Origin of the sequence: Clostridium mediterraneense, from assembly GCF_900091705.1 — a bacterium.
Classification (GTDB): domain Bacteria; phylum Bacillota; class Clostridia; order Clostridiales; family Clostridiaceae; genus Sarcina; species Sarcina mediterraneense.
In genome coordinates, this window is the sequence record NZ_LT594782.1 from 45474 (window position 1) to 68046 (window position 22573).

Here is a 22573-nt window from a genome sequence, read left to right on the forward strand (position 1 = left end):
AAATTTATATATTATATATATTATTTGAATAAAAATTAATTTAATAAAATATAAAAAGACCTTCAATAAAGAAGGTCTTTTAAAAAATAATCTAATAAATATAGACTATTTTTTATCTAATATATATTGTTTTATAATCTTAACAACTCCATTTTCTTTATTAGATGGGGCTACATAATTTGCATGGTTTTTAACATAATCAGATGCATTATCCATAGCAAAGCTATACTTTGCTGATTTAAGTAATTCTAAATCATTTAAACCATCACCAAAAACCATAGTTTCTTCTTCAGAAATATTAAGCTTTTCTTGTAATTTCTTTATAGCTTTACCTTTATCAGCATCCTTATTTAACATATGTAACCATAGGTTCATAGATGTTGTCATACTTAAATCATTTTTATATTTTTCTTGAAAACTTTCATATAAAGCTGAAATTGTACCATCTAATTTAGCTATAGTCATACTTATAACTGGTTCTTTTATCTCTTTTAAATCATCTATTATAGATACATTTTCATAAAATCTAATAACAGTATTATTAAATTCTTCATTATTACCTTCTAAATATGCCATATCTTCAGTTGATATAACTAGATTAAGCTTGTCCTTTCTAGCGATATCTATTACTGAATTAACAATATATTCATCTATCTCTGTTTTATAAAAAGATTCTCCCATAAATTCGCCACAGCTACCATTTTCAAAGATTATTCCTATTCTATCTACAATAGGATTTAACATTTTATATTGATTAGCTTTTTGTCTACCACTAGCTGCAGTAAATTTTATTCCTCTTCTATCTAACTCTTCAAATACTTCGAAAAATTCTTCTGGAACTAACTCATTTTCATTTAATAATGTTCCATCCATATCTGCTGCTATAAGTTTTATCATAATGTTTCTCCATCTATAATAATCTTCTTAATAGTTTCTAATACTCCATTTTTATTATAAGCTGGTGCTATATGTTTAGCATGTGCTTTGATTTCATCTCTAGCATTTTCCATAGCAAATGCATATTCATCAGCTAATTCTATCATTTCTATATCACCATCATCATCACCAAAAGTCATCATTTCTGAACCTTTGATTCCTAATTTTTCTTGGATCATCTTTACAGCATAACCTTTTGTTATTCCTTTATTAACTAAATGTATCCAGAATCCCATTGATGTTGCTAATTGTAATTTATCTCCGAAGTTAGGTTCAATTATATTGTGAAAATGATCCCATATTCCATCTAAATCACATACATTACATTTTATTATTTCATCATCAACTTTTGTTAAATCATCAACTATTTCTAAATTCGCAAAGAAGTTACTTGCTTTATCTATAAATGCTGGATTTCTTGATTCTATATAAGCTGTATCTTTTGCACCTAATAATATATCTAAATTATTTTCTCTACCAATTCTTATAAATTCTTGTACTATTTCATTATCGATAACACTCTTGTAAAGAACTTCTCCATTTAATGAAGCACAACTTCCATTTTCGTATACAAATATAATATTATCTTTTTCATGTTTAAATGTTTCCATCATACTTGCACCTTGTCTACCACTAGCAGCAAGTAATTTTATATTTTTTTCTTTTAATTTTTCAAATATATCAAAAAATGATTCATCTAATATATATCCTTCACCTAATAGTGAGTTGTCCATATCTGTTGCTATTAATTTTATCATTTGTATATCTCCTTTAAAGATCTGTATAAATTATGTTTTGATTTTATATCATGTTATTCTTTTCGTAAATTGATATTAATTATCATTCTCATATTAAAAATATTATTAATGGATATAAAATTCACAATTAATGAGTACTTATTCTTATTTTTAAATAAAATATTCAATTAAATAATTAATATCATAAATTTATAGGTTTAAGACTTAGTTAATAATTAACAATAAATAAAATACTCTATTATAGCTTATAAATATAGTAATATAGGCATTTTTCCTATTTATAGATAATATAAAAGTATTAAATTGGAATATTATCTTAATAATCTATAAAATAATTAATTACTACTAAATATTAAGACTTTTTTATAAAGAATATATAAGAAGAGGATAAATTTAAATTTATCCTCTTCTTATATATTCTTTGAATTTTTAAAGTATACTATCATTTAATTCTATGTTTTTAATTATTTTTTTAGTTTTAAAATATCTATACCTTCTTTAATAATACTTCTTTACATCCTAAAAATACAGCATCTCCATTTCCTATAAAGACCTTATAGTAAGTATCATCAATACTTATTATTGGACTAGATCCCTTAGCTATAATTCTAAATCTTTTATTTTGTTTTAAAAAATACTCATCCAAACCAGATAATAAACTTTCCATTGTGAAAAACTTTCTTTCTAAAATTATTTTCACTTTATTAAAGCCCCCAATATATTTATATATTATAAATATATTTATTAATATTTGATTTTGTCATTATAAGATTAAATTAAATTATGAAAATGAATTTTAGATTTAAATTATTTGGTAGTAAACCTCAATAAAAAATCTAGAATTAAATATATAAAAGTAATATCCTGTAGTATTACTTTAACTCCTAAAAAGATATTACTTTCTAATATTCTTGAAAGTTTTTTAAAGAATACTAATAAAAATTCAATTAATAAATATTTAAATATAATAGAATAATAAAAATAGCACTAGTATTCTCTAGTGCTATTTTTATATTATGAATTTGATATTACATCAAATGAATATCCTTGTGATTTATAGTATTGGATTAATTCTGGAAGAGCTTGTACTGTATTTCCCTTGATGTCATGCATAAGAAGAATTATATGGTGATATCCCTTAGTTTCCTTAATAGCATTATTTACAAGTTGAGATGGTGTGTAAGCCTTTCCTGTTGCGTCTCCTGTTTCAGCATTCCAATCTATTGAAGTAATTCCTTCTTTTCTGAATTCACTATTTAATGCTGGTAAGTTCTGATCATGGTAGTATGCTCTTGACATATATCCACCTGGCATTCTTATAACTCTTGCATTAAAGTTTGGACCTAATATACTTCTCATTATACTATTAGTTTTATTTAATTCATTCATAAATGCAGTTACATTAACCTTATTTCCTGGGTATAACTTGCTATAATTGTGGCTATATGAATGATCACCTATAGCATTTCCATCCATTATTTCTTCTTTTAGAAGATTTTGTTCTGTCTTTGTTTGAAGATTTGAACCTAATACAAAGAATGTTGCATGTACTCCATATTTCTTAAGTATATTAAGTACTTTTGGTGTATTAACTGCACTTGGGCCATCATCAAATGTTAAGAAGATTTGCTTTCCGCCACCTTTGTAAGTACCATTTATCATTTGAGCTACTTCATTTGCTGGAACAGCATAACTCTTTGCTGAATAAATTATATTTCCATTTGGAATTATTTCATTGTTTGATCCTTTTGCACTACTTGATGTAGCTGTTGTTTTATTACTACTATTTGTATTTGCTTTATTAGCTGTATTCTTAGTAGGTGTAGTTTTATGTGATTCTGTCTTATTAACTGTTGGTTTAGTAGGTACAACTACTTTTGGGTTAGATGTAACATTACTTGTTGTTCCCTTTACACTATTTGATGAAGTAGTTGTTTTATTACTATTTACTATTCCTGAGATATTTTGATTTAAAGTTGCTACATATGTTTCATAGATATAACCTACCACTCCATTATAGCTTACTTTATACCATTCTCCTTGTTTACCTAAAATATTTATATTAGTTTTATTTCCTAAATTATTTAAAATAGCTGAGTTCATAGTAGCATTTTGTCTTAAATGAACTGCTGAACTTACATTTATAATCATACCTTTTTTATTGATAGAAGTATATGAAGCATTTACTCCACTTTCAATCTTTTGAAGATTTGATTTAGCTATATATCCAACTGCACCTGTTTCATGAATTTTTACTTTATAAAATCCATTAGTTGAACTTTGTATAGTAAGCATTTCTCCTACTGATATATAACTAGAAATCTTAGAACTTGTATTATCATTAGAATAAAGAACAAGTGGTGCACCTGTTGTATTAACTACAACTGCTTGGTTCCCATCATTTTGAACTACGTTACTTAAAAGAATTTTATTAACAGCATGTTTAGTATTAATATTCTCTGCTTTAGCTAAAGTAGTACTTCCTAAAACTGCGGATATTATAGCTCCACATGCTATAAGTTTTAATAAAGTTTTTCTTATCATGTATAAATCCACCTTTTCAGTATAAAATTTTTGGTTAAGGTAAATTTACTATTTAAAAATCTCTTTTTCAAATTAATAATTTTTATTAAATAATAAAAATTATCCAACTTTAAATTAAATTAATATTAAAATATCTTTTTACTAAATAATTTAATATTATTTAGATTTTTATTCTAATATAGTTATAAATGAAAATAAGATTTATTTATAACTATATCTAATTTTGATATTGATTTTAGTATAAAACTACTACTTATTTAACTATTTATTCATAAAAATAATTAAATTGTAAATTATTTTTATATAATAATATACTGTATAATAATTAAATTATTATATTTAAACAAATAAAAATAAAAACAAAGAAAATTTATTTAAATATTAAAATTAATATTTAATAAAAATGTATCTTTTATAGTTAAATAAGTTTTTATTAAAAATAATTTTAATAAAAAAAGTTTATTTTTTACAAATTATCATAGGGTATCTACAATAATTAATTTGTAATTAAACAAAAGGAGCATATTTAAAGCAGAATAAATTTCTGTTTTAAATATGCTCCTAAATAATGTTATTTCTAAGCTATTAAAATTTTATTTTTTATTAGAAAGAGAAAATATAAAATCATCTATCATAAATTGAAAACTATCTTCTAAATCTGCTTTTCCTTGAAAATATCCAAGAGAACATAATGAAATAAATCCATGTAATGAGCTTCTTAATGCTCTACTTTTATGAGATAAATATATTTCATCATTAATATAAAAAGCTAAAATCTGACGAATAATCCCCATAGTTTCACTTACTAAGCGTTTTATCTCTTTGTTTTCTGCACTTGGAACATTCATAAAAAGTCCATAGGCAGTCTTATTCTTAAATGCAAACTCTCTATAGTTATAAGCAAATACTTTAATTGCTTCTTCACCACTTTTTCCAATTAATCCTTGCATTAGTTTCATATTTAATTGATTTAAAACGTATATAGTCATTGCTATTTTAAGATCATCCATATTAGTAAAATGATTATATAGTGATGGGTACTTTATATCTAACTTTTCTGCAATCTTAGAAAAATTAACTTTACTAAGCCCAATTTCATCAGCTAATAAAAGAGTAACTTCAATAATTTTTTCCTTAGTTAAATTCCTTTTTTTCGCCATTATATCACTCCTTATAACTTCATAAAGTATTTTATCATAATAGAATATATTTTACAAACTATAATTTATAGTTTATAATTATAAAATAAAGTGAGGTGTATACTAATGAAAATGTGGAAAAGAAATTTAATATTCTGCTGGTTTGGAATGTTCGTAACAGGAATAGGAATGAGTCAAATAGCCCCTATACTGCCAATTTACATAAAACATCTTGGAATTGAAAACACATCTTTAATTGAACAACTCTCAGGAATAGCTTTTGGAGTTACTTTTATAATATCTGCCATTTTCTCACCAATTTGGGGACGTGCTGCTGATAAATTTGGAAGAAAACCTATGCTTTTAAGAGCAAGTCTTGGTATGGCAATAGTAATATTTACTATGGGATTTGCAAGAAATGTATATGAACTTATTGGTCTTAGATTATTACAAGGTGTTATTTCTGGTTATAGTACAGCCTGTACTACTTTAATTGCAACTCAAACAGATAATGAAAATGCTGGTTGGGCTTTAGGTGTACTTTCAACAGCAAATATTGCTGGATCTTTACTAGGGCCATCAATTGGTGGGCTTATACAAGAGAATTTTGGTTCACAAAATGTATTTTTCATAACAGGTGCTCTTTTATTTATTGCATTTATTACAACAGTTATATTTGTAAAAGAATCATTTAAGCGTGAGGAGAAAGAGATACCTAATATGAAAGAAGTGTGGAGCTCTCTTCCAGATAAGAATTTAACTATTATAATGTTTTTAACATCTTTCATATTAACTATTGCATTATATTCTGTAGAACCAATAATAACAGTATATATAAGTGAATTATCTAATAATATAACTAATGTTGCTTTAATAGCTGGAATAGTATTTTCAGCTTCAGGGCTTGCAAATATAATTGCTGCTCCAAAGCTTGGAAAGATTTCTGATAAAATAGGGGCTCATAAAGTTATGCTATACTCTCTTATAGTTGCAGGTATAATCTTTATACCTCAAGCATTTGTAAAAAATCCATGGCAATTAATGATACTTAGATTTTTACTAGGTTTAGCACTAGCAGGACTAAATCCATCAGTTAATATAATTATAAAGAAAATTACACCAAGTTCTCTTACAGGTAGAGTCTTTGGTTTTAGTGTTTCAGCTAGATATTTAGGAGTATTTGGTGGTTCTATTTTAGGAGGTCAAGTTGCAGCTTATTTAGGTATAAGATATATATTCTTTATTACAAGTGCATTACTATTATTAAATGCAGTTTTAGTTTATTTCAAAGTTTATAAAAGACCTCTTCTAAATTAATAATCAAATATTACAAAGGTGGATAAGTCCTCTTATCCACCTTTACTTTTTAATCTAATAATATTAATTTATCTCTTAAGACTATTTCATTTTTTTATCATAAAACTATTTAGGGAAAAGTTACTAATAACTAAAATATTTTTACTGCTCATATTAACTACTAGCACTTGTATAATTCTTAATTCCTATGTTCCAAACTTTTATACTTATAAATAAAAATACAAATGGCATTGTTATACACCAAAGTACATATTCTAAACTAGGTTCTTTAATTATGATTCCTGGCATATTTGTTATTAAAAATATAGGAAAAACAAAGGTGCCTATATTTTGAATTACTTTTCCATAGATTCCTTGTGGCATATTATTAAAATCCCATAATGATTCACAAATTTGTGATATCCCATTTGTAGATATTACAAAAAAGGCTAATAATCTAGGAAGTAAAAATAAACCATAGGTCAATATACATCCCAATATCATAAATAGAATAAAACAAAATACTTTAAAGAATGTTACTTCTATCCCTGATCTAGTCCAGCCCATTATTATCAGTATTGTTCCACAAATTAAGTTTGGTATAGGCATTGCTAAATCTATTTTTTGAAAACTTACTAAAAATAGTGATGATATAGGTTTGGTAAGTAGAATATCTAAATTACCACTTCTTACTTCTCTACTAAAACCTAATAAATTACAATAAAAACTCATATAAATTCCTGTCATAAATATAAAAGTACCTATAAAAATAAGCATATAATCTGGACTCATTCCATTTATATCTACATTCATTTTATATATCAAAAATACATAAGATAGCTTTGCAAGAACAAAGCCTATCTGAACAAATATACCTGCAAAAAAATTAACTCTATATTCTAAATTTACTAAGAAAGAATTTCTTGCAAAAACCCAAAATATATTTATATATCTTTTTAACTCTCTCATTATAACTTACCCTCCAATAGCAATGTACTTTTTAAGTCCATTATTAAAAAATACTTTTAACACAAAAAATAATACTAATACCCAAATAGCTTGGAAGGTAATTCCTAACAAGGTGCTTTGTATATCTAACTTTCCTATTATTACATCAATGGGAAATTGAAGTGTATATTTAAATGGTAAGAAATTTAAAAATTTAAAATATGCATTTCCCAATATATCAACTGGGAAAATACCACCACTAATTAGAGTTATTATTATTGAGATAGCAGGGAATATTTGTGCTACTTCTGTAAAATAAAAAGCACTTGTTCCTATAATAAAAAATAATATAAAGTTTAATAGCATTGCTAACATAAAAGAAATTATAATATATATTAATCTTAAAACTGTCATAGCTCTTTGCTGAGGAAAAATCATAATAATAAAACTTATTAATATACTTAAGAAAACTAATAATGCAAAACGTCCTCCAATAAAGCAACTTAATCTATAATAAATATAATTTATTGGTCTTACAATATATTTACTAAGCCCACCATTTTTTATATCATCATTCATTTCCCATTCAAAACCAGTTGCTAAGAACTTTCCAACAAGAGCAACTAAAACTGTATACATAATCATTTGACTATATGAATATCCATAAATTGCTCCTTGTCCAGTAGTTTTATATATAGCACTCCATAAAGATACTTGTATTACTATTGGAAATATCGTACTAATTAGACTTAAGAAGAAATCTGATCTATATTCTAAGGTAGTTTGAAATCCCATTAAAAAGCAGTAATAATATTTACTTATATATTTTTTCATTTTTAGCTCCTAATTCATATAATCTTTCTATACTATTTTCAATAGGTGTATCTTCTACTGTAAAGTCTAAGATTTCAACTTCATTTAACATTTGAGCTACTGATTCCTTGAACTTCTCTTTTTCTACTACCAAACTTACATCTAAATTATCTCTACTAATTATTTCTCCATACTTTAATAATGTATTTTCACTTTTAGTATCTACAAGTTTTACTTTAATGATTTTTGTATCCTCCATATATTTACTTACAGATTCTAATTTATCATCAAAAATAAGTGTTCCATTAGCTATAACTATACATCTACTGCATAGTGACTTTATATCCTCCATATAGTGACTAGTTAAAATAATAGTTGTTTTCTTTTCCTTATTATAATATTTTAAAAACTCTCTAATTTTCTTTTGTGATACAATATCAAGGCCTATAGTTGGCTCATCTAAAAATAAAACTTTAGGGTTATGTAAAAGAGCTGCTATAATTTCCATCTTCATTCTTTCCCCTAAAGATAAACGTCTTGTTTGAATTTCTAATAAATGTTTAACATCTAATAATTCTGCCATTTCATTTAATCTTTTTTCATAATCTTCATCTGAAATATTATAAATTTTTTTTATTAAATAAAATGATTCATTTGCAGGAAGATCCCACCATATCTGATTTTTTTGTCCCATAACGATTGATATTTTTTGTTTAAACTCATTTTTTCTTTCAGCAGGATTAAAGCCCAAAATATCAATTGTACCCGTTGTTGGAAATAAAATTCCTGATAACATTTTTAAGGTTGTAGTTTTTCCTGCTCCATTCGGCCCTAAAAAAGCTACTATTTCCCCTTCTTTTATATTAAAGCTAACATTTTTTACAGCTTCTTTTTCTAAAACCTCTCTTTTTATTAAATTTTTTAATGAACCCATTACGCCCTGTTTTTTCTTATAATATTTATAACATTTACATAGACCATCTACTTTTATAACATAATTAGAATTTCTCACAATCCCCTCCTATTTATTACCAATAAAATTATTACATTTATTAAAATCTTTTTATAGTTAAAAAATTTTGTTTTTATTGTATAAACTTTATATATTTTATAAAAATAAAAGAGCTTATCCCATAATAAAGATGGTATAAGCTCTTTCTTTTAAATTTCAGTATTTTACTATATATTTTTTCACATTCTTACAAAAATATATTAAAAGCATTTTAACTAGCTCCTTAGTATCTTTATAAGATAAAAACCTTTCTATTAGTTTAATAATACAATAAAAGTAAACTTAACTTAATTGCAATATATAAATTATAGTAATTAATTAAGTTATAAATAAATTTTATAAACTAGTGATACTCTTATAAAATCTAATTTATTAAGTTTTTATTATGTTAGTACTTATAAAACTCTTTACCAAAAGAAAACGTTTAAATATAGGTACATAATTCACTTATTTGAATACTATATAATATAGCTTAAAAGGAAGTGATCTTTATGCATTATTGGATTTTTGGCATAATAGCCTTAATATTTTTTGTTGTAGCATATTTTGTTGGAATAGAAAAAAAATTATATCTAATAAGCACTGTAGATAAAAAAGATTTAAGAAAGATAACAAATAAAGAAATCGTTTCTAAAAGATTTGGAGCATACTACTTCTTTTTAGGGTTAATGTCCTTATTTTCAGCATATTTAACAGAGCAATATGGTTCATTAGGTCTTGGTATTGGAACAGTCCTACTTATGTTCTTGTTTTTGATATCAATAGTATATGCTTTAAAATTATATTGGTATAAATAATAATATCTCTAAAATAAATTTAAATAAGCCACTACTTATAATATTAAGGGCCTATATCATTTAATGATATAGGCCTTATATATTAAAAAAGGAGAGGTGTTGAAAAAATCTTATAGAAACATTTACTTTCTAATCTATTTATATGTTGTTAAATTATAATTTGATACATTTTAAATTATTAGAATAGATTAATTTTAATTAACATATTATTTAATAAGGAAAGTTTTGGAGGTATCTATATGTTTAATAATCAAAAAGAAAACTTTATAGAGTATATTGGTATATCAAAAGATATAGATAAATCAAAATTATTTAAAAAGTCTATATTTGAAACTGATATAGTATTTGAAAAAGAACTTAGTAATATAGAGATAAGCAAAATATATGCTAGTCTTATAATTGAAGATAAGGAGTTCCTAGAAGATATTAAGACTATATTTTATATATTGAAAATTGATATATCTATAGAATATATAGATGAAGATAAGTTTGGAATGATAGCTTTAAAGAAATTTATAAATTATAAAACTTTATATTTTAAAACTGATATAGGGGATAGCTTAAATATAAAGAATAATATAACTAATATAAAGTTCTTAGAACTTCAAAATAATAGATATTATATTTATATTGATATACATAGTAGTTTTATTTTTTAGATATTATGATTAAAGGTGATATAGAAATCCAAGGACTAATAAATGAAGATAAATTAAAGCTATTAAATAAATCAGATTTTATAATAAAATCACTAGATAGTGAGCTTTCTCTAGACTTTCCTATAAAAAGTATATATGAAATAAAACTTTCTACGAACTTAATAAGTAAAAGAAAAGTAGAGCTTAAAGATAACTTTCTAACAATAATAACAGCAAAGCTTAATCTTAAAATCTTATATAGTGAGCATTCTACAAATAGAGCTTTATTTGCTGAAAAGAATATACCTATTTTATATAACATAGATAAAAATATTGATATTGATAATATAGAAATTTTAGATTTAAACCTTATAGAAGATAACAAAAATTATAAATTAAACTTTATCTTTATGCTTTTAAAGCAAAATAAAGGCGATGTTAAAATGTATACTCTAGATTCTAGATATATAAATAATTCAAGTAAAGATATGTTTGATAGTAGTTTAGATTTCTTATAGATTTTGGAGGGCTTATGAGTGTATTAATTGATGGTTTGGTTTATTTTTTTCATAATGGAGATTATGGAGAAGAAGTAAGAGAAATTATTGATTCCCTTGAAAAAAATTCACTTGCTAATGAGTTATCTATAATAAAAGATATGTCATTTAAAAAGGGACGAAACTTATCTAGCTTTAATATTAAAAAACTTAATATAGATAGGATAAAAGGAAATTACTCTGAAATAGTTGATATTACTAAAAATAAAAATTATGATATTTACCATTGCTTTAATAATGGTTTTTCTTTAAATAGCAAAATTAAAGCTAAAAAAATTACTAGTATAAATACCTTATATCCTCTTTATGATGAGGAGCTATGTAATAAGAAGTTTCTAAATAGATTTTTAGAAAGACTTCCTATTTCTTTAAATCTAAGTGATAAAATTATAGTTAGTTCTTATTTTCAAAAGAATCTTTTAAAAAAATATTATAATATAGATAATAAAAAGTTAGATGTATTATATCCAAAGATAAGTAAATTTTATAGTCCTCGTGATAAAGAAATCTCTAAGGTATATTTAAGTTCTAAATTTAAAATAACAGAAGACTTCTTATTTTTTAATGGAGACCTCCATAGAAGAAAAAATATTGAAGAGGTAATATTCTTTTTTAAAACTATAAAAGAAAGAGCTTTTATAAATGATAAGCTTATTATTTCGGTTAGGGAAATACATAAAAATAAATATGAAAAAGAATATTTAAAAGAGCTTAAAGAACTTGCAAATATGCTAGATATATTAAATGATGTAATATTTCTAATTAATATAAGTAAAGCTGATGAACTTCATCTTTTAAATATGGCTAAAAGCTTTATAGATCTTAGTAGATTTGAAGATTTTAATTTAAATATATTAAAAGCATTTTTGTGTAATACAGCAATAATAGCACCTCCTCTTGATTTATATATAGAAATGTTAGAGGATTATCCTAATTATTATAATTTTGAAGAGGAAGAGGCCTATAGCATTTATTTAAAGGCTGATAATAAAGATATAGATGATTTTTCTTTTTTAAAAGAAAGGCTTTATAGTAATGATTCTATTTTAGAATTAAAAAATATATATAATAATTTAAGGGGAAATTATGAATAGTGAAATAGAATATTATATAAGAAATACTAGAGATATCAACTTAGATTATACTAAAACTGAAGTTGTTGAATCTGTTATAAATTTAAGAGATATAAATATAGATAAAATAAATAAGTTCTCTGCTTATATAAAAGCAAAAGCTGAAAATATAATAAGTTTTAAGTTTTTAGATGATAATATGCTTATAGTATCAGGAGAATTTATAGCTAAAATAGAATATTTAGATACTGATAATAATATAAGAATATTTAATTTTACGCGTCCTTTATCTATAGAAATAAATATACCCTCTTCTTTTAAAAATCTAGAAGAAATATTTATAGAAAATAAAATATTAAAATTATTTATAAAAAAAATTTCAGATAAATCATTTTATTTTTCAAGTCTTTGTATATTTGGAGCTCATTCATTTTAAATAAATCTATATTTTTATTCTTTAATGGATTTTACCTAGCATATAATTATATGATGGAAATTTCATGGGAGGAATTAAAATTGAATAGGAATAATGGGCACTGTAGAAATAATCATAGCCATATTCAAAATAATATAAGTACTGAAAATCTAAATTATATGGTAGGTAATAGCTCGGAGTTTAATATTAATAATAAAAATTGTGATATTAAGGTTGATATATTAGCCCAGGAGCATGCAGGAGTTAGAATTTGGGGACAAATTAAAGATATTAATAATATCCCAGTAGATAATGCATTAGTTAAATTAATAAAACCTACTATAACTAATGGTAACTTAGAATATATAAGTATTGCACATTGTATCTCAGATATAAATGGATTTTATCAATTTGAAGTTAATTGTAATGAAAATGATGCTGCTTTTAAAATATTAGTATCTAAAAGCAGAAATACAAACATAGCTAAACAATGTTTTAAAGACTATGATACATGTTATAAAACAAGAAAAGAAGAAGAATATAATAATCTAAATGGTTTTGATGATTTTGATTATTAACTATAAATAAAAGGAATGGCTTTTGCCATCCCTTTTTATTATTTTTCTATTTCTAGATTATTAAGTATTTCATCTAAAATTGTTTGAACAAATTCAGATTTTCCCATACCTGCTGCTTTAGAAAATTTATCTATCTTCTTTATAGTTTCAGGTTTTAAATAATATGTTATTCTTTTTGGAGCTTCTTGTTTTTCTACTTTTCTTATTACTATTTTATTAATATTTAAATCTGATACAACAGCTTTTTTATCATTTTTATCAATTAGTATTTCTTCCATCTCTTCACAATCACTATCTTCGTATTGATTTTCTTCTATTTCCTCTTTAAGATTATTATTTTCTACTATACTTTCTGATGGCTTGTCATCTTCTTCATCATCTATTATATTAAGCGTTATATATTCATCTAATTCTTCATCATTAGAATTTATTTCTCTTATGTTTGTAACTTTTTCTTCTTCATTAGTTGGCTCTTCTTTACTTATAGCCTCAAATTTATTTTCTGCAAGTCTTCTTTTAGCCTGCATTTGTGCTTTTAAAGCCTCAAAATTTTGGTTTATAGAATTTGTTGTATTTTTCTTAACCAATCTTTGTCACCAACCTTTCTAATACGCTGAAGAACTGAGTTGCTGCTTCTTCATCATACTCAAATACTGTTTTACCCATTTTTCCTGCTTCAGTTATTTTTATTCTTCTATTTATAGGTGATGTAACTATATCATCCATATCATCGAAGAATTCATAAAGGAATTTAAGGTTTTCCCTAGCATCTTTAGTTCTTTTATCATACATATTAGGAATTATTAATGATATTTTTTCTGGTGATAATCTAAGATCAGCTAAATATTCATAAATACTACCACAGGCTCTAACAGAAGCTGCTTCAACTTGTACTGGCATAACTATGTTATCAACATAACAAAGAACAGCATCATTAACCTTAGTTCTTTGAGGACCACAGTCTATTATTACATAATCATAATCCTTATCTTCAAGTCCCTTAAGTTTTTCTGATAATACAAGGTCTATTCTAGACTCTCTATAAAATTCAGCATTTATTTCTTCTATATTAGAGTTTGGAAGTAAATCTAAATTTTCTCTAGCATTTATTATACAATCATCTATACTTACTTCTGCTCTTTTATCTATTAAATCAAAAAATGTTTTATTATATTGTGATTCATTTATTCCAAGAAATAAACTTGAGTCATTCTGACCATCTAAATCGACTAATATAACTTTAAAGCCTAACTTTGATAATCCATGGGAGAGTTGAACAGCAACTGTACTCTTTCCTACTCCACCTTTGTTATTTAATATTGCTATTTTCTTCATTAAAATCTCCCCCTCTTTTGCTCAAAATACCATAGAGAACGTTTAATCTTGTTTTTCCTAAAATTTGTTTTGGTTTTTGAGCTATATCGGATCCCTTATAAAATTTATCTTTATTAGCTTCTATTACAGAAGTTATTTTATCTTCTAATTCTTTATCTAGAACTTTATTTTGAAAATAAGCATCTATAAAATCTCTTAAAGCATACCCAAGCTCTAATTGATTTTTATAATAAAGTCTTAAATCATTTTTCTCCATAAAATTGATAGCGCCTCCTTATACTATAAGATTAAGTAAAACTCTTTAAAATAAAAAAAGCGCTCTACTTTACTAAATTTTCACATAAATTAACTACTTATTAACCTTATTTTACCCTAATTTATACCTAAATTCAAATAGATTTTACTCTAAATTTAGAATAAATTAATCTTAAAATAAACATATATTTAACCAATATTTGCATAACTTTAAATATATAAATAATTATTGTAACGGAGAATTTAAAGATGAAATCTATTACTCGTAATCTAATTGAATATATAGGTATTTCTGAATATCTACCAACAGATATCGAATCATTTAAACAGGTATATATAAAAAATGATATAACACTTAATGAAAATAAAGCTGATATAGATAGTATTTCAAAAATTATTGCTAAAGCTAAAATATTAAACACTAGAATTATAAAAACTCCAAAAGGAATCTCCCTAGATGGTTATAAATTAACAGGATATAAGCTTTTAGTAGAAGGCTCTATTTATTATAAAATTCAATATATAAATTTAGGTGAAAATCAAAGTCTTAATTTAGCTGATGTAGATACAAGATTTCTTGCTTTTGTTATTATGCCTGAAAACTTTATACTAGGAGATAATTTTAGTAGCTCTATCTTTATAGAAGATATTAATGCTGAAATTTTATCTAAAAGAAAAATATCTATTAATACTTCTCTATTAATAATTTCAGAATAAGGGGGAATTATTTTGCTAAAAAACTCTAATTACCATATGTCTAGCTTTGAAAATAATTTAGAAAAATCTAATATTTTACCTGAAATAGTACAATATTTTTCAGAAGTAACATTTATTGATTCAATTAAGATTCCTTATGACAGACCATGTATAAATGAGATTTTATCTGCTATTTCATCTATAGATATAGTATCTACCAAACTTATAAAAACAGATATAGCTAAATCATATGATGGAAAAAATCTAAGCGGCTATAAATTACTTGTTGAACTAAATTTAAAAGAAAAAATAAAATATCTATCACTAGAACAAAAAAAATCTATTCAAATACTTGATTTAGAAAATAAAACTAAAAATATATTTATAACAGTCCCATCTATTATTAATAATATAAAAATAGAAGATTTAATTAGAAGAAATTTATTTGCTATAAACTCCTACATAGAAGATATTTATTGCACTAAAGTTGATAATAGAAATATTCTTAAAGCCCTTAGCCTTATTGTAGAAATTAAATTTTTATAACATATTATTTTAATATAAAAAAACTAGCCAATATTTAATATTGACTAGTTTTTATTTATATAATTAAAATACTGGAATTACACTTCCATCTTTATAAGTATCATTAATATATTTTTTTACTGTTTCTGATGTTAAAGCTTCTTTTAAAGCCTTTATCTTTTCATCATTTTCTGTACCTTCTTTAACTGCTAATACATTACCATAAGGCTTAGAAGCTTCACTATCCTTATCTTCTATAACTAAAGCATCTTTAGATGGATTAAATACTTCTAAAGCATAATTTCCATTTATAACAGCAAGGTCGACTTCATCAACAACAGTTGGAAGAAGAGCAGCTTCTAATTCTTTAAATTTAAAGTTTTTAGGATTTTCCTTAATATCTTTTGGAGTTACAATCTCTCCATCAGCAAGTTTTATTAGTCCATTAGCCTCTAATAATCTTAAGGCTCTTGATTCATTTGATGGATCATTTGGTACTGCTATAGTAGCTCCATCTTTTAATTCTTTAATATCTTTTACTTTTTTTGAATAAGCTCCAAGTGGTTCTAAGTGGATTGCTCCAAGCGATTTTATTTTGGTCCCATTCTTTTCATTGAATTCATTTAAATAAGGTGTATGTTGAAAAAAGTTTGCATCAAGTTCACCACTATCTAAAGCTGTATTGGGAATAACATAGTCTGTAAACTCTTTTACTTCTACTGTATATCCTTTTGCTTCAAGCTCTGGCACAGCTGCTTCTACAATTCCTTTGTGAGGAACTGGTGATACTCCTATTGTTATAGTCTTATCTGTAGAAGATGCATTAGTCTTTGCATCTTTATCTGTTTTTGCTCCACATCCTACTATACTTAATGCTAATACTCCTGTTAATACTACTGCTAATATTGTTTTTACTTTCATTATATAATCCCCCCTATTATTTTTTTACTTATTGCTTTTCTAATTTAATTCCCCAATTTTTAATATTTAAATATAAAACTTAACTAAGCTTTTTATAGAAATAGTTTCCAAGGCTTTGAAATAGTTGAACAACTACAATTAATATTATTACTGTAACTACCATAACATCTGTTTCAAATCTGTGAAATCCATATCTTATAGCTGCATCGCCAAGACCCCCACCACCAACAGTACCTGCCATAGCTGAATATCCTATAATAGTTATTACTGTTAAAGTTATTCCTGAAATTATTGATGGAATAGCCTCTTTTAGCATTACCTTAAAAATTATTTGAGTATTTGTTGCCCCAAAAGATTTAGCTGCTTCTATAACACCAGGATCCACTTCTTTTAATGCTCCTTCTATAACTCTTGCTACAAATGGAGATGCCCCTATTGTAAGTGGTACTATAACAGCTACTGGCCCTATAAATGTACCCATAATTAATTTTGTAAATGGTATTAAAAATACTATCAAAATTATAAATGGAAAACTTCTTAAAATATTTATAACTGTATCAAGTATTTTATATATAAGTTTATTTGGTCTAAAACCATTTTCTGCTGTTACTATTAATGCTATAGCAAGAGCAAAACCTATTATTAATGAAAATATAGTTGAAAATAAAGTCATTTGAAAGGTTTCAATTAATGCTTGCCCCAAAATTTCTCCCATTACTCAATAACCTCCAATATAATTTCTTTATTATTTAAATAATTTATAATCCTATCCTTGTCCTCTTTTTTTATATTTATAACAAGGCTTCCTAATACACCACTTCTAAATTTCTCTAGTTTACCCCAAACAATCGAGAAATCTAAATTAAGTTCTCTTGCTAATGTGGTTATAAGGACATTTTCTGAAGAACTACTTGGAAAAAAGATTCTTATATTAACGCCAGTGCTCGGAAGTAACTCATCCTCGCTATCACCTAAGAACTTTTTAAATGAACTGCTTTGCTTTAAAAATAAATCATCAACTTTTCCTTCTGCTACTAATTTTCCATCTTCAATAAGAGCAAGTTTTTCACATATTTCTTTTACAACTTCCATCTGATGGGTAACAACTACTATAGTTATATTAAGTTCTTTATTTATCTTAAGTAAAAGACTTAAGATATCTTTAGTTATTTTAGGGTCTAAGGCAGATGTAGCTTCATCTGATAACAATATTTTAGGTTCTAGTGCTAAGGCTCTAGCTATTGCAACTCTTTGCTTTTGCCCCCCACTTAATTGTCTTGGCTTTGATTTTTCTTTCCCTCTAAGCCCGACTAAATCTATTAAATTATTAACCTTTTTATTTATCTCTTCTTTTGAATATCCCCAAATTTCCATAGGAAGAGATATATTTTCAAATACTGTTTTTCTATTTAAAAGATTAAAGCCTTGAAATATCATACCAAGATTTTTTCTAAACTCTCTTAACTCATTAATATTTAAATCTTTAACTTCTTTCCCCATTACTTTTAAAGATCCTTTATCATAAGTTTCAAGTCCATTAATACATCTAAGTATTGTTGATTTCCCAGCACCACTTTGGCCTATAATTCCGTATATTTCACCTTCTTTAATATTTAAACTAACCCCTTTAATAGCCTCATTTTCAGCAAAATTCTTTCTTAAATCACTAATTGTTATCAAAATATCACCCCACTAAAGATAAATTATATCTTCATATATCAAAAAAACGCATTAGAGAATAAACTCTAATGCGTGAAAAATCAACCCATCAATTTATCCTCTTATCTCTCCATAAAATATACGGCTGGAATTAGCACCAGTTCTTAGATAAATAAATATTTAATAAAACAAGATATATAAATAAAATTGTTTTACTATATATATTAACCACTCTAAGTTGGTTGCTGGGTTTCATAGGGCCAGTCCCTCCACCTCTCTTGATAAGAAATATCTTTTATTAACTTGTTAATTATAGTATATACTGTATTTAAAATACAGTCAATGCTTTTTCTTAATTTTTTATTAAATTAGAAAAAATAAATTCTTTTTATCCTAATTTTAGAAGTTTACTATATAAATTCTTAAAAATAAAAAAATATCTTTTTAAATAGATTTTAATTTATTTAATCTATCTAAAAAGATACTTCAATGCACACTATTTATTTTTTATAAAGAATTTTAAAGATAACTTTTCTTTTTGTGACTTTTCTTTTCTCTTAGCTTTTAATTTATTATTTAAAGAATTAATTTTAGCTACAAGGATCTTATTTGTTTTTTCTAATCTTTCTATTTTTTCAAGTAGTATTTGTCTTTCTGTATCTCTCATAATTTATCCTACCTTTATATAATTTAAACTTAAAAACCTTTATAAGATTATTTTACCACAAAAATATCATTTTTCCTTTTAACAAAATAGATACCTTAAAATAGGTATCTATCTTTACATTATCTACTTAACATATATTCTTTCCAACTGTTTTCATTTAAGTAAATATAATTATCATCAAAATTATTTACATCTTCTTCAACATATTTGTAAACATAACAAAGTTCCGTACTTCCATCACTAAGCCTTACTTCTTTTTCTATTCTTTCATACTCATTTTTAGGATTACTTACTCCAAAGAAACCTTCCATTTCATCTAAAGCTTTAGTTATCTCATCAGGGTTATTTACTGTAATAACTTCACCCTCTATATCCCTGTCACCATCAATTAGAGCAGGATAACCCTTATGTTTCATATGATATAACTCACCTTTAGTTGTTGCAATTTCGTTCGTTAAAACATTTCCTTTTAAATATTTGTCATAGTTAAAAAATCCTTCTCTTAGACTTCCATATACAAAAAATCTCTTTATCTTATCGTTATTTCTATTCATTAACAAATAGCTCCTCCTACTGTTTTTATATCTTTATCATTTTTAATAACTGCTCTTAAAGCATATTCTAATCCTTTTGAAATATCTGCTACTGACATTGATGGAACTCCTACCTTATCAACAACTTGTGCTGGTATACAAGGTACATGGATAAATCCACCTCTAATATTTGTAAATTCTTTTTCAATCATATACATTATTGAATACATTACATGATTACATACAAATGTTCCTGCTGTATTTGATACTGATGCTGGTAAGCCATTTTCTTTAATTTCAGCTACCATAGCCTTTATTGGTAAATTTGAAAAGTATGCTTCTTTTCCATCTTCGAATATTCTCTCATCTATTGGCTGATTTCCTTCATTATCAGCTATTCTAGCATCATCTATATTTATGGCAACTCTTTCAGGAGTAATTCCAAATCTTCCAGAAGCTTGACCTACTGATATAACAACATCTGGATTATTCTTTATAATAGCTTCTCTTAAAACCTTATGTGATTTCCTAAAAACTGTAGGTATCTCTAGCTTTATAATTTCTGAGCCTAAAATTTCATTTGGAAGTAATTTAACTGCTTCTAAAGCTGGATTAACTTTTTCTCCTCCAAATGGATCAAATCCTGTTATTAATATTTTCATTTTGAAATCCTCCTTAATTAAAATACTTTAAATGCTAACACATACATAAGAACTATATGAATAACTAATAATAAAAGAGCTACTGGTAATTGTCTCTTTACTATTATATTTTTATCCTTAGTTTCTAAAAGTGCTGCTGGCATAACATTAAAGTTTGCTGCCATAGGTGTCATAAGTGTTCCACAATAACCTGCTGTTAATGCTAAAGCTGAAGCAACTACTATATTACCACCTTGCATAAATACAAATGGTACTCCAATTCCTACTGTAATTACTGAAAAGGCTGCAAAAGCATTTCCCATTATCATTGTAAATACAGCCATTCCTACACAGTAAGCAATAACTCCTAAAAGAATATTACCATCTGGAATAACTTTTGATATTCCTCCAGATATAACATCTCCAACTCCTGCTGCTGTAAATAAAGCTCCAAGAGCTGCTAAAAGCTGAGGTAAAATACTTGTTTGACCTACTGATTGAAGCATTCTATCTCCATCTTCTAAAGCTTCTACAGGTTTAGCCTTTGTTATAAAGAATGTTACTATAAGTGCTGTAACTGATGCTATACCAATAGCAGCCACTCCACTTATAGGAGTAAATTGAGCAATTACTAAAGCAACAACAGCTATAATAATTGATGGTATAAATATTTTATTTTTAATTTTCTTTGAAGAATCTAAAGCTTTTTTAGGATCTGGCATTACAAGCTTACCTATTGTTACTTTTTTAGTACCTGTAAGAAGACCTATAACAAGTAATAATCCTCCAACTATAGCTGATGGAATCAATTTACCGAAGATAAATATAACCCCAAGTATAGTCCAGAATATTGTTGTTCCAATTCTTGTTTTATTTGATGTATCTCTAAATACTCTACTTGCTGTATATAACATTAAAAGACCAACTAAAACATAAAATATTTCTAATAATATATTTGAAACTTGTTGCATATCCATTAGCTGACCTCCTCTAGTTTATTTTTATCTTTTACTTTACCACATATCTTATCTAATTTTTTATCTAATCTATGATTTTTAAATGCTACAATAATAAATGTAATTATAGCTATTGGAGCTGATGCTAAGGCTACATGTAAAGTACTTACTTCATAACCAAGCCCCTCTAAAGTTCCTGATATTAATAAAACTCCTGAGCTTGCTAGGAATAAATTTTGGCCAAAGAAGTTACCATAGTTATCCATAGCTGCTGCTTCACCTTTTATTAAGTCCTGAGCTTCTTCAGGTAATTCATCATATTTTCCAACAGCTGCTCCTTGTGCCATTGGATTTATTAAAGGTCTAATAAATTGAGCATGTCCACTTACTTTTAATGAAATAGCTGATGCTCCTTGTCTTATAAATAAATAAAGTGTTAAAAGCTTTCCAGCTGAAAGTCCTTTTGCTTTACCTATAAGATGTATAGCTCTTTCTTTTAATCCATATCTCTCACACATTCCTATAATAGGTAATGTTAAAAGGAATATAGTCATGTGTCTTTGATTTACAAAAGTTTCACCAAGTATTGATAGTATCTCTATAAAATTAATCTTAGCTATAAGGCCTGTCGCTATACCCGCTGTTAAAACAACAACTATAGTATCAAACTTTAACGCAAAACCAAGAATAACTATTAATATCCCTATTAGTTCCATTTTTCTTCCCCCTTTTAAAGCTAAAACGAATCATAATTCATTTAATACAATTATATACTAAAATATTACTTAAAATATAATATTATTTAAATTTTAACCTTTACATTACAAATAATTCATAAATAAATACATATTTTTGACACATTATATATTATATCTTCGAAT

The 22573-nt window shown here is 25.3% G+C and carries 28 protein-coding genes and 1 riboswitch; of the genes, 9 read left to right on the forward strand and 19 right to left on the reverse strand.

Annotated elements, in window-relative coordinates:
• Nucleotides 1–105 precede the first annotated feature (105 nt).
• The 5 genes from BN8917_RS00230 to BN8917_RS00250 form a co-directional block, all read right to left on the reverse strand.
• Nucleotides 106–897, reverse strand: a complete 792-nt coding sequence (locus BN8917_RS00230; RefSeq protein WP_066868901.1) for an HAD family hydrolase — start codon at nt 895–897, stop codon at nt 106–108.
• The gene (locus BN8917_RS00235; RefSeq protein WP_066868904.1) at nt 894–1694 is read right to left on the reverse strand and encodes a Cof-type HAD-IIB family hydrolase; all 801 of its coding nucleotides are present in this window, start codon (nt 1692–1694) and stop codon (nt 894–896) included. Before BN8917_RS00235 ends, BN8917_RS00230 begins: the two co-directional genes overlap by 4 nt.
• Nucleotides 1695–2181: 487 nt before the next feature.
• Nucleotides 2182–2394, reverse strand: a complete 213-nt coding sequence (locus BN8917_RS00240) for a hypothetical protein (protein ID WP_066868907.1) — start codon at nt 2392–2394, stop codon at nt 2182–2184.
• A gap of 314 nt (nt 2395–2708) precedes the next feature.
• The gene (locus tag BN8917_RS00245) at nt 2709–4238 is read right to left on the reverse strand and encodes a polysaccharide deacetylase family protein (RefSeq protein WP_066868909.1); all 1530 of its coding nucleotides are present in this window, start codon (nt 4236–4238) and stop codon (nt 2709–2711) included.
• A 593-nt stretch (nt 4239–4831) separates the two neighbouring features.
• The gene (locus tag BN8917_RS00250) at nt 4832–5398 is read right to left on the reverse strand and encodes a TetR/AcrR family transcriptional regulator (RefSeq protein ID WP_066868912.1); all 567 of its coding nucleotides are present in this window, start codon (nt 5396–5398) and stop codon (nt 4832–4834) included.
• A 105-nt stretch (nt 5399–5503) separates the two neighbouring features.
• Between BN8917_RS00250 and BN8917_RS00255 the strand changes: the two genes are divergently transcribed.
• Nucleotides 5504–6694, forward strand: coding sequence for a multidrug efflux MFS transporter (locus BN8917_RS00255; RefSeq protein WP_066868915.1), 1191 nt, complete (start codon nt 5504–5506; stop codon nt 6692–6694).
• Nucleotides 6695–6847: 153 nt separating this feature from the next.
• Here BN8917_RS00255 and BN8917_RS00260 read toward each other — a convergent pair whose 3' ends face one another.
• Genes BN8917_RS00260 through BN8917_RS00270 form a run of 3 tightly spaced genes read right to left on the reverse strand, consistent with a single transcriptional unit; the run spans nt 6848 to nt 9446 of the window.
• Nucleotides 6848–7642, reverse strand: a complete 795-nt coding sequence (locus BN8917_RS00260) for an ABC transporter permease (protein WP_066868918.1) — start codon at nt 7640–7642, stop codon at nt 6848–6850.
• Between the two features lie 6 nt (nt 7643–7648).
• Entirely contained in the window at nt 7649–8455 is an 807-nt protein-coding gene (locus BN8917_RS00265; RefSeq protein WP_066868921.1) for an ABC transporter permease, read from the reverse strand.
• Nucleotides 8436–9446 carry an ABC transporter ATP-binding protein gene (locus BN8917_RS00270; RefSeq protein WP_321220962.1) on the reverse strand — a complete coding sequence of 337 codons (1011 nt, stop codon included), beginning with the start codon at nt 9444–9446 and terminating at the stop codon, nt 8436–8438. The genes BN8917_RS00265 and BN8917_RS00270 overlap by 20 nt, the downstream gene beginning before the upstream one ends.
• A 491-nt stretch (nt 9447–9937) precedes the next feature.
• Between BN8917_RS00270 and BN8917_RS00275 the strand changes: the two genes are divergently transcribed.
• The 6 genes from BN8917_RS00275 (at nt 9938) to BN8917_RS00300 (ending at nt 13504) form a co-directional block, all read left to right on the forward strand.
• The gene (locus BN8917_RS00275) at nt 9938–10243 is read left to right on the forward strand and encodes a hypothetical protein (RefSeq protein ID WP_066868924.1); all 306 of its coding nucleotides are present in this window, start codon (nt 9938–9940) and stop codon (nt 10241–10243) included.
• A 239-nt stretch (nt 10244–10482) separates the two neighbouring features.
• Nucleotides 10483–10902 (forward strand): hypothetical protein, encoded by a 420-nt coding sequence (locus BN8917_RS00280; RefSeq protein ID WP_066868927.1) that lies wholly within the window; start codon nt 10483–10485, stop codon nt 10900–10902.
• 5 nt (nt 10903–10907) lie between these two features.
• Nucleotides 10908–11399 (forward strand): hypothetical protein, encoded by a 492-nt coding sequence (locus BN8917_RS00285; protein WP_066868930.1) that lies wholly within the window; start codon nt 10908–10910, stop codon nt 11397–11399.
• A gap of 14 nt (nt 11400–11413) precedes the next feature.
• Nucleotides 11414–12532 carry a glycosyltransferase gene (locus tag BN8917_RS00290; RefSeq protein ID WP_066868933.1) on the forward strand — a complete coding sequence of 373 codons (1119 nt, stop codon included), beginning with the start codon at nt 11414–11416 and terminating at the stop codon, nt 12530–12532.
• On the forward strand, nt 12525–12947 hold the full coding sequence (locus tag BN8917_RS00295; RefSeq protein ID WP_066868936.1) for a hypothetical protein: 423 nt from the start codon (nt 12525–12527) through the stop codon (nt 12945–12947). The genes BN8917_RS00290 and BN8917_RS00295 overlap by 8 nt, the downstream gene beginning before the upstream one ends.
• Nucleotides 12948–13027: 80 nt before the next feature.
• Complete coding sequence (locus BN8917_RS00300; RefSeq protein ID WP_066868939.1) at nt 13028–13504, forward strand: hypothetical protein; 477 nt, start codon at nt 13028–13030, stop codon at nt 13502–13504.
• A 38-nt stretch (nt 13505–13542) separates the two neighbouring features.
• Here BN8917_RS00300 and BN8917_RS14140 read toward each other — a convergent pair whose 3' ends face one another.
• From BN8917_RS14140 to BN8917_RS00315, 3 genes are read right to left on the reverse strand one after another with little or no spacing between them, the layout of a single operon-like run.
• Nucleotides 13543–14091 carry a hypothetical protein gene (locus BN8917_RS14140; protein WP_084748393.1) on the reverse strand — a complete coding sequence of 183 codons (549 nt, stop codon included), beginning with the start codon at nt 14089–14091 and terminating at the stop codon, nt 13543–13545.
• Nucleotides 14084–14839: a ParA family protein gene (locus BN8917_RS00310; RefSeq protein WP_066868942.1), complete on the reverse strand. Its 756-nt coding sequence runs from the start codon at nt 14837–14839 to the stop codon at nt 14084–14086. The genes BN8917_RS14140 and BN8917_RS00310 overlap by 8 nt, the downstream gene beginning before the upstream one ends.
• Nucleotides 14814–15095 carry a TIGR04540 family protein gene (locus tag BN8917_RS00315; RefSeq protein WP_066868945.1) on the reverse strand — a complete coding sequence of 94 codons (282 nt, stop codon included), beginning with the start codon at nt 15093–15095 and terminating at the stop codon, nt 14814–14816. Before BN8917_RS00315 ends, BN8917_RS00310 begins: the two co-directional genes overlap by 26 nt.
• 248 nt (nt 15096–15343) lie before the next feature.
• Between BN8917_RS00315 and BN8917_RS00320 the strand changes: the two genes are divergently transcribed.
• Both BN8917_RS00320 and BN8917_RS00325 read left to right on the forward strand, forming a co-directional pair.
• Nucleotides 15344–15811: an SPOCS domain-containing protein gene (locus BN8917_RS00320; RefSeq protein WP_066868948.1), complete on the forward strand. Its 468-nt coding sequence runs from the start codon at nt 15344–15346 to the stop codon at nt 15809–15811.
• A gap of 12 nt (nt 15812–15823) precedes the next feature.
• Nucleotides 15824–16336, forward strand: coding sequence for a hypothetical protein (locus BN8917_RS00325; protein WP_066868951.1), 513 nt, complete (start codon nt 15824–15826; stop codon nt 16334–16336).
• Between the two features lie 63 nt (nt 16337–16399).
• Here the strand turns inward: BN8917_RS00325 and BN8917_RS00330 are convergent, their stop codons facing one another.
• The 8 genes from BN8917_RS00330 to BN8917_RS00360 all read right to left on the reverse strand — a co-directional run bounded on the left by BN8917_RS00330 (nt 16400) and on the right by BN8917_RS00360 (nt 22408).
• Nucleotides 16400–17236: a MetQ/NlpA family ABC transporter substrate-binding protein gene (locus BN8917_RS00330; RefSeq protein ID WP_066868954.1), complete on the reverse strand. Its 837-nt coding sequence runs from the start codon at nt 17234–17236 to the stop codon at nt 16400–16402.
• A gap of 79 nt (nt 17237–17315) precedes the next feature.
• Nucleotides 17316–17951, reverse strand: coding sequence for a methionine ABC transporter permease (locus tag BN8917_RS00335; protein WP_066868957.1), 636 nt, complete (start codon nt 17949–17951; stop codon nt 17316–17318).
• Nucleotides 17951–18916: a methionine ABC transporter ATP-binding protein gene (locus tag BN8917_RS00340; RefSeq protein ID WP_066868960.1), complete on the reverse strand. Its 966-nt coding sequence runs from the start codon at nt 18914–18916 to the stop codon at nt 17951–17953. Before BN8917_RS00340 ends, BN8917_RS00335 begins: the two co-directional genes overlap by 1 nt.
• 98 nt (nt 18917–19014) lie before the next feature.
• A riboswitch (SAM riboswitch) is annotated at nt 19015–19183 on the reverse strand.
• 208 nt (nt 19184–19391) lie between these two features.
• Entirely contained in the window at nt 19392–19562 is a 171-nt protein-coding gene (locus BN8917_RS14245; protein WP_159426710.1) for a hypothetical protein, read from the reverse strand.
• 119 nt (nt 19563–19681) lie between these two features.
• The gene (locus BN8917_RS00345; protein ID WP_066869112.1) at nt 19682–20116 is read right to left on the reverse strand and encodes a gamma-glutamylcyclotransferase family protein; all 435 of its coding nucleotides are present in this window, start codon (nt 20114–20116) and stop codon (nt 19682–19684) included.
• Nucleotides 20116–20757: a pyroglutamyl-peptidase I gene (gene pcp, locus BN8917_RS00350; RefSeq protein WP_066868963.1), complete on the reverse strand. Its 642-nt coding sequence runs from the start codon at nt 20755–20757 to the stop codon at nt 20116–20118. Before pcp ends, BN8917_RS00345 begins: the two co-directional genes overlap by 1 nt.
• A 17-nt stretch (nt 20758–20774) precedes the next feature.
• Nucleotides 20775–21713: a DUF979 domain-containing protein gene (locus BN8917_RS00355; protein ID WP_066868966.1), complete on the reverse strand. Its 939-nt coding sequence runs from the start codon at nt 21711–21713 to the stop codon at nt 20775–20777.
• The gene (locus tag BN8917_RS00360) at nt 21713–22408 is read right to left on the reverse strand and encodes a DUF969 domain-containing protein (RefSeq protein WP_066868969.1); all 696 of its coding nucleotides are present in this window, start codon (nt 22406–22408) and stop codon (nt 21713–21715) included. The genes BN8917_RS00355 and BN8917_RS00360 overlap by 1 nt, the downstream gene beginning before the upstream one ends.
• Nucleotides 22409–22573 lie beyond the last annotated feature (165 nt).

What these genes read in the sequence shown, in the direction of transcription:
- BN8917_RS00230 (WP_066868901.1), bottom strand. Translation starts at nt 897, where the DNA reads ATGATAAAACTTATAGCAGCAGATATGGATGGAACATTATTAAATGAA.
- BN8917_RS00235 (WP_066868904.1), bottom strand. Translation starts at nt 1,694, where the DNA reads ATGATAAAATTAATAGCAACAGATATGGACAACTCACTATTAGGTGAA.
- BN8917_RS00245 (WP_066868909.1), bottom strand. Translation starts at nt 4,238, where the DNA reads ATGATAAGAAAAACTTTATTAAAACTTATAGCATGTGGAGCTATAATA.
- BN8917_RS00250 (WP_066868912.1), bottom strand. Translation starts at nt 5,398, where the DNA reads ATGGCGAAAAAAAGGAATTTAACTAAGGAAAAAATTATTGAAGTTACT.
- BN8917_RS00255 (WP_066868915.1), top strand. Translation starts at nt 5,504, where the DNA reads ATGAAAATGTGGAAAAGAAATTTAATATTCTGCTGGTTTGGAATGTTC.
- BN8917_RS00260 (WP_066868918.1), bottom strand. Translation starts at nt 7,642, where the DNA reads ATGAGAGAGTTAAAAAGATATATAAATATATTTTGGGTTTTTGCAAGA.
- BN8917_RS00265 (WP_066868921.1), bottom strand. Translation starts at nt 8,455, where the DNA reads ATGAAAAAATATATAAGTAAATATTATTACTGCTTTTTAATGGGATTT.
- BN8917_RS00275 (WP_066868924.1), top strand. Translation starts at nt 9,938, where the DNA reads ATGCATTATTGGATTTTTGGCATAATAGCCTTAATATTTTTTGTTGTA.
- BN8917_RS00280 (WP_066868927.1), top strand. Translation starts at nt 10,483, where the DNA reads ATGTTTAATAATCAAAAAGAAAACTTTATAGAGTATATTGGTATATCA.
- BN8917_RS00285 (WP_066868930.1), top strand. Translation starts at nt 10,908, where the DNA reads ATGATTAAAGGTGATATAGAAATCCAAGGACTAATAAATGAAGATAAA.
- BN8917_RS00290 (WP_066868933.1), top strand. Translation starts at nt 11,414, where the DNA reads ATGAGTGTATTAATTGATGGTTTGGTTTATTTTTTTCATAATGGAGAT.
- BN8917_RS00295 (WP_066868936.1), top strand. Translation starts at nt 12,525, where the DNA reads ATGAATAGTGAAATAGAATATTATATAAGAAATACTAGAGATATCAAC.
- BN8917_RS00310 (WP_066868942.1), bottom strand. Translation starts at nt 14,839, where the DNA reads ATGAAGAAAATAGCAATATTAAATAACAAAGGTGGAGTAGGAAAGAGT.
- BN8917_RS00315 (WP_066868945.1), bottom strand. Translation starts at nt 15,095, where the DNA reads ATGGAGAAAAATGATTTAAGACTTTATTATAAAAATCAATTAGAGCTT.
- BN8917_RS00320 (WP_066868948.1), top strand. Translation starts at nt 15,344, where the DNA reads ATGAAATCTATTACTCGTAATCTAATTGAATATATAGGTATTTCTGAA.
- BN8917_RS00330 (WP_066868954.1), bottom strand. Translation starts at nt 17,236, where the DNA reads ATGAAAGTAAAAACAATATTAGCAGTAGTATTAACAGGAGTATTAGCA.
- BN8917_RS00335 (WP_066868957.1), bottom strand. Translation starts at nt 17,951, where the DNA reads ATGGGAGAAATTTTGGGGCAAGCATTAATTGAAACCTTTCAAATGACT.
- BN8917_RS14245 (WP_159426710.1), bottom strand. Translation starts at nt 19,562, where the DNA reads ATGAGAGATACAGAAAGACAAATACTACTTGAAAAAATAGAAAGATTA.
- BN8917_RS00345 (WP_066869112.1), bottom strand. Translation starts at nt 20,116, where the DNA reads ATGAATAGAAATAACGATAAGATAAAGAGATTTTTTGTATATGGAAGT.
- pcp (WP_066868963.1), bottom strand. Translation starts at nt 20,757, where the DNA reads ATGAAAATATTAATAACAGGATTTGATCCATTTGGAGGAGAAAAAGTT.
- BN8917_RS00355 (WP_066868966.1), bottom strand. Translation starts at nt 21,713, where the DNA reads ATGGATATGCAACAAGTTTCAAATATATTATTAGAAATATTTTATGTT.
- BN8917_RS00360 (WP_066868969.1), bottom strand. Translation starts at nt 22,408, where the DNA reads ATGGAACTAATAGGGATATTAATAGTTATTCTTGGTTTTGCGTTAAAG.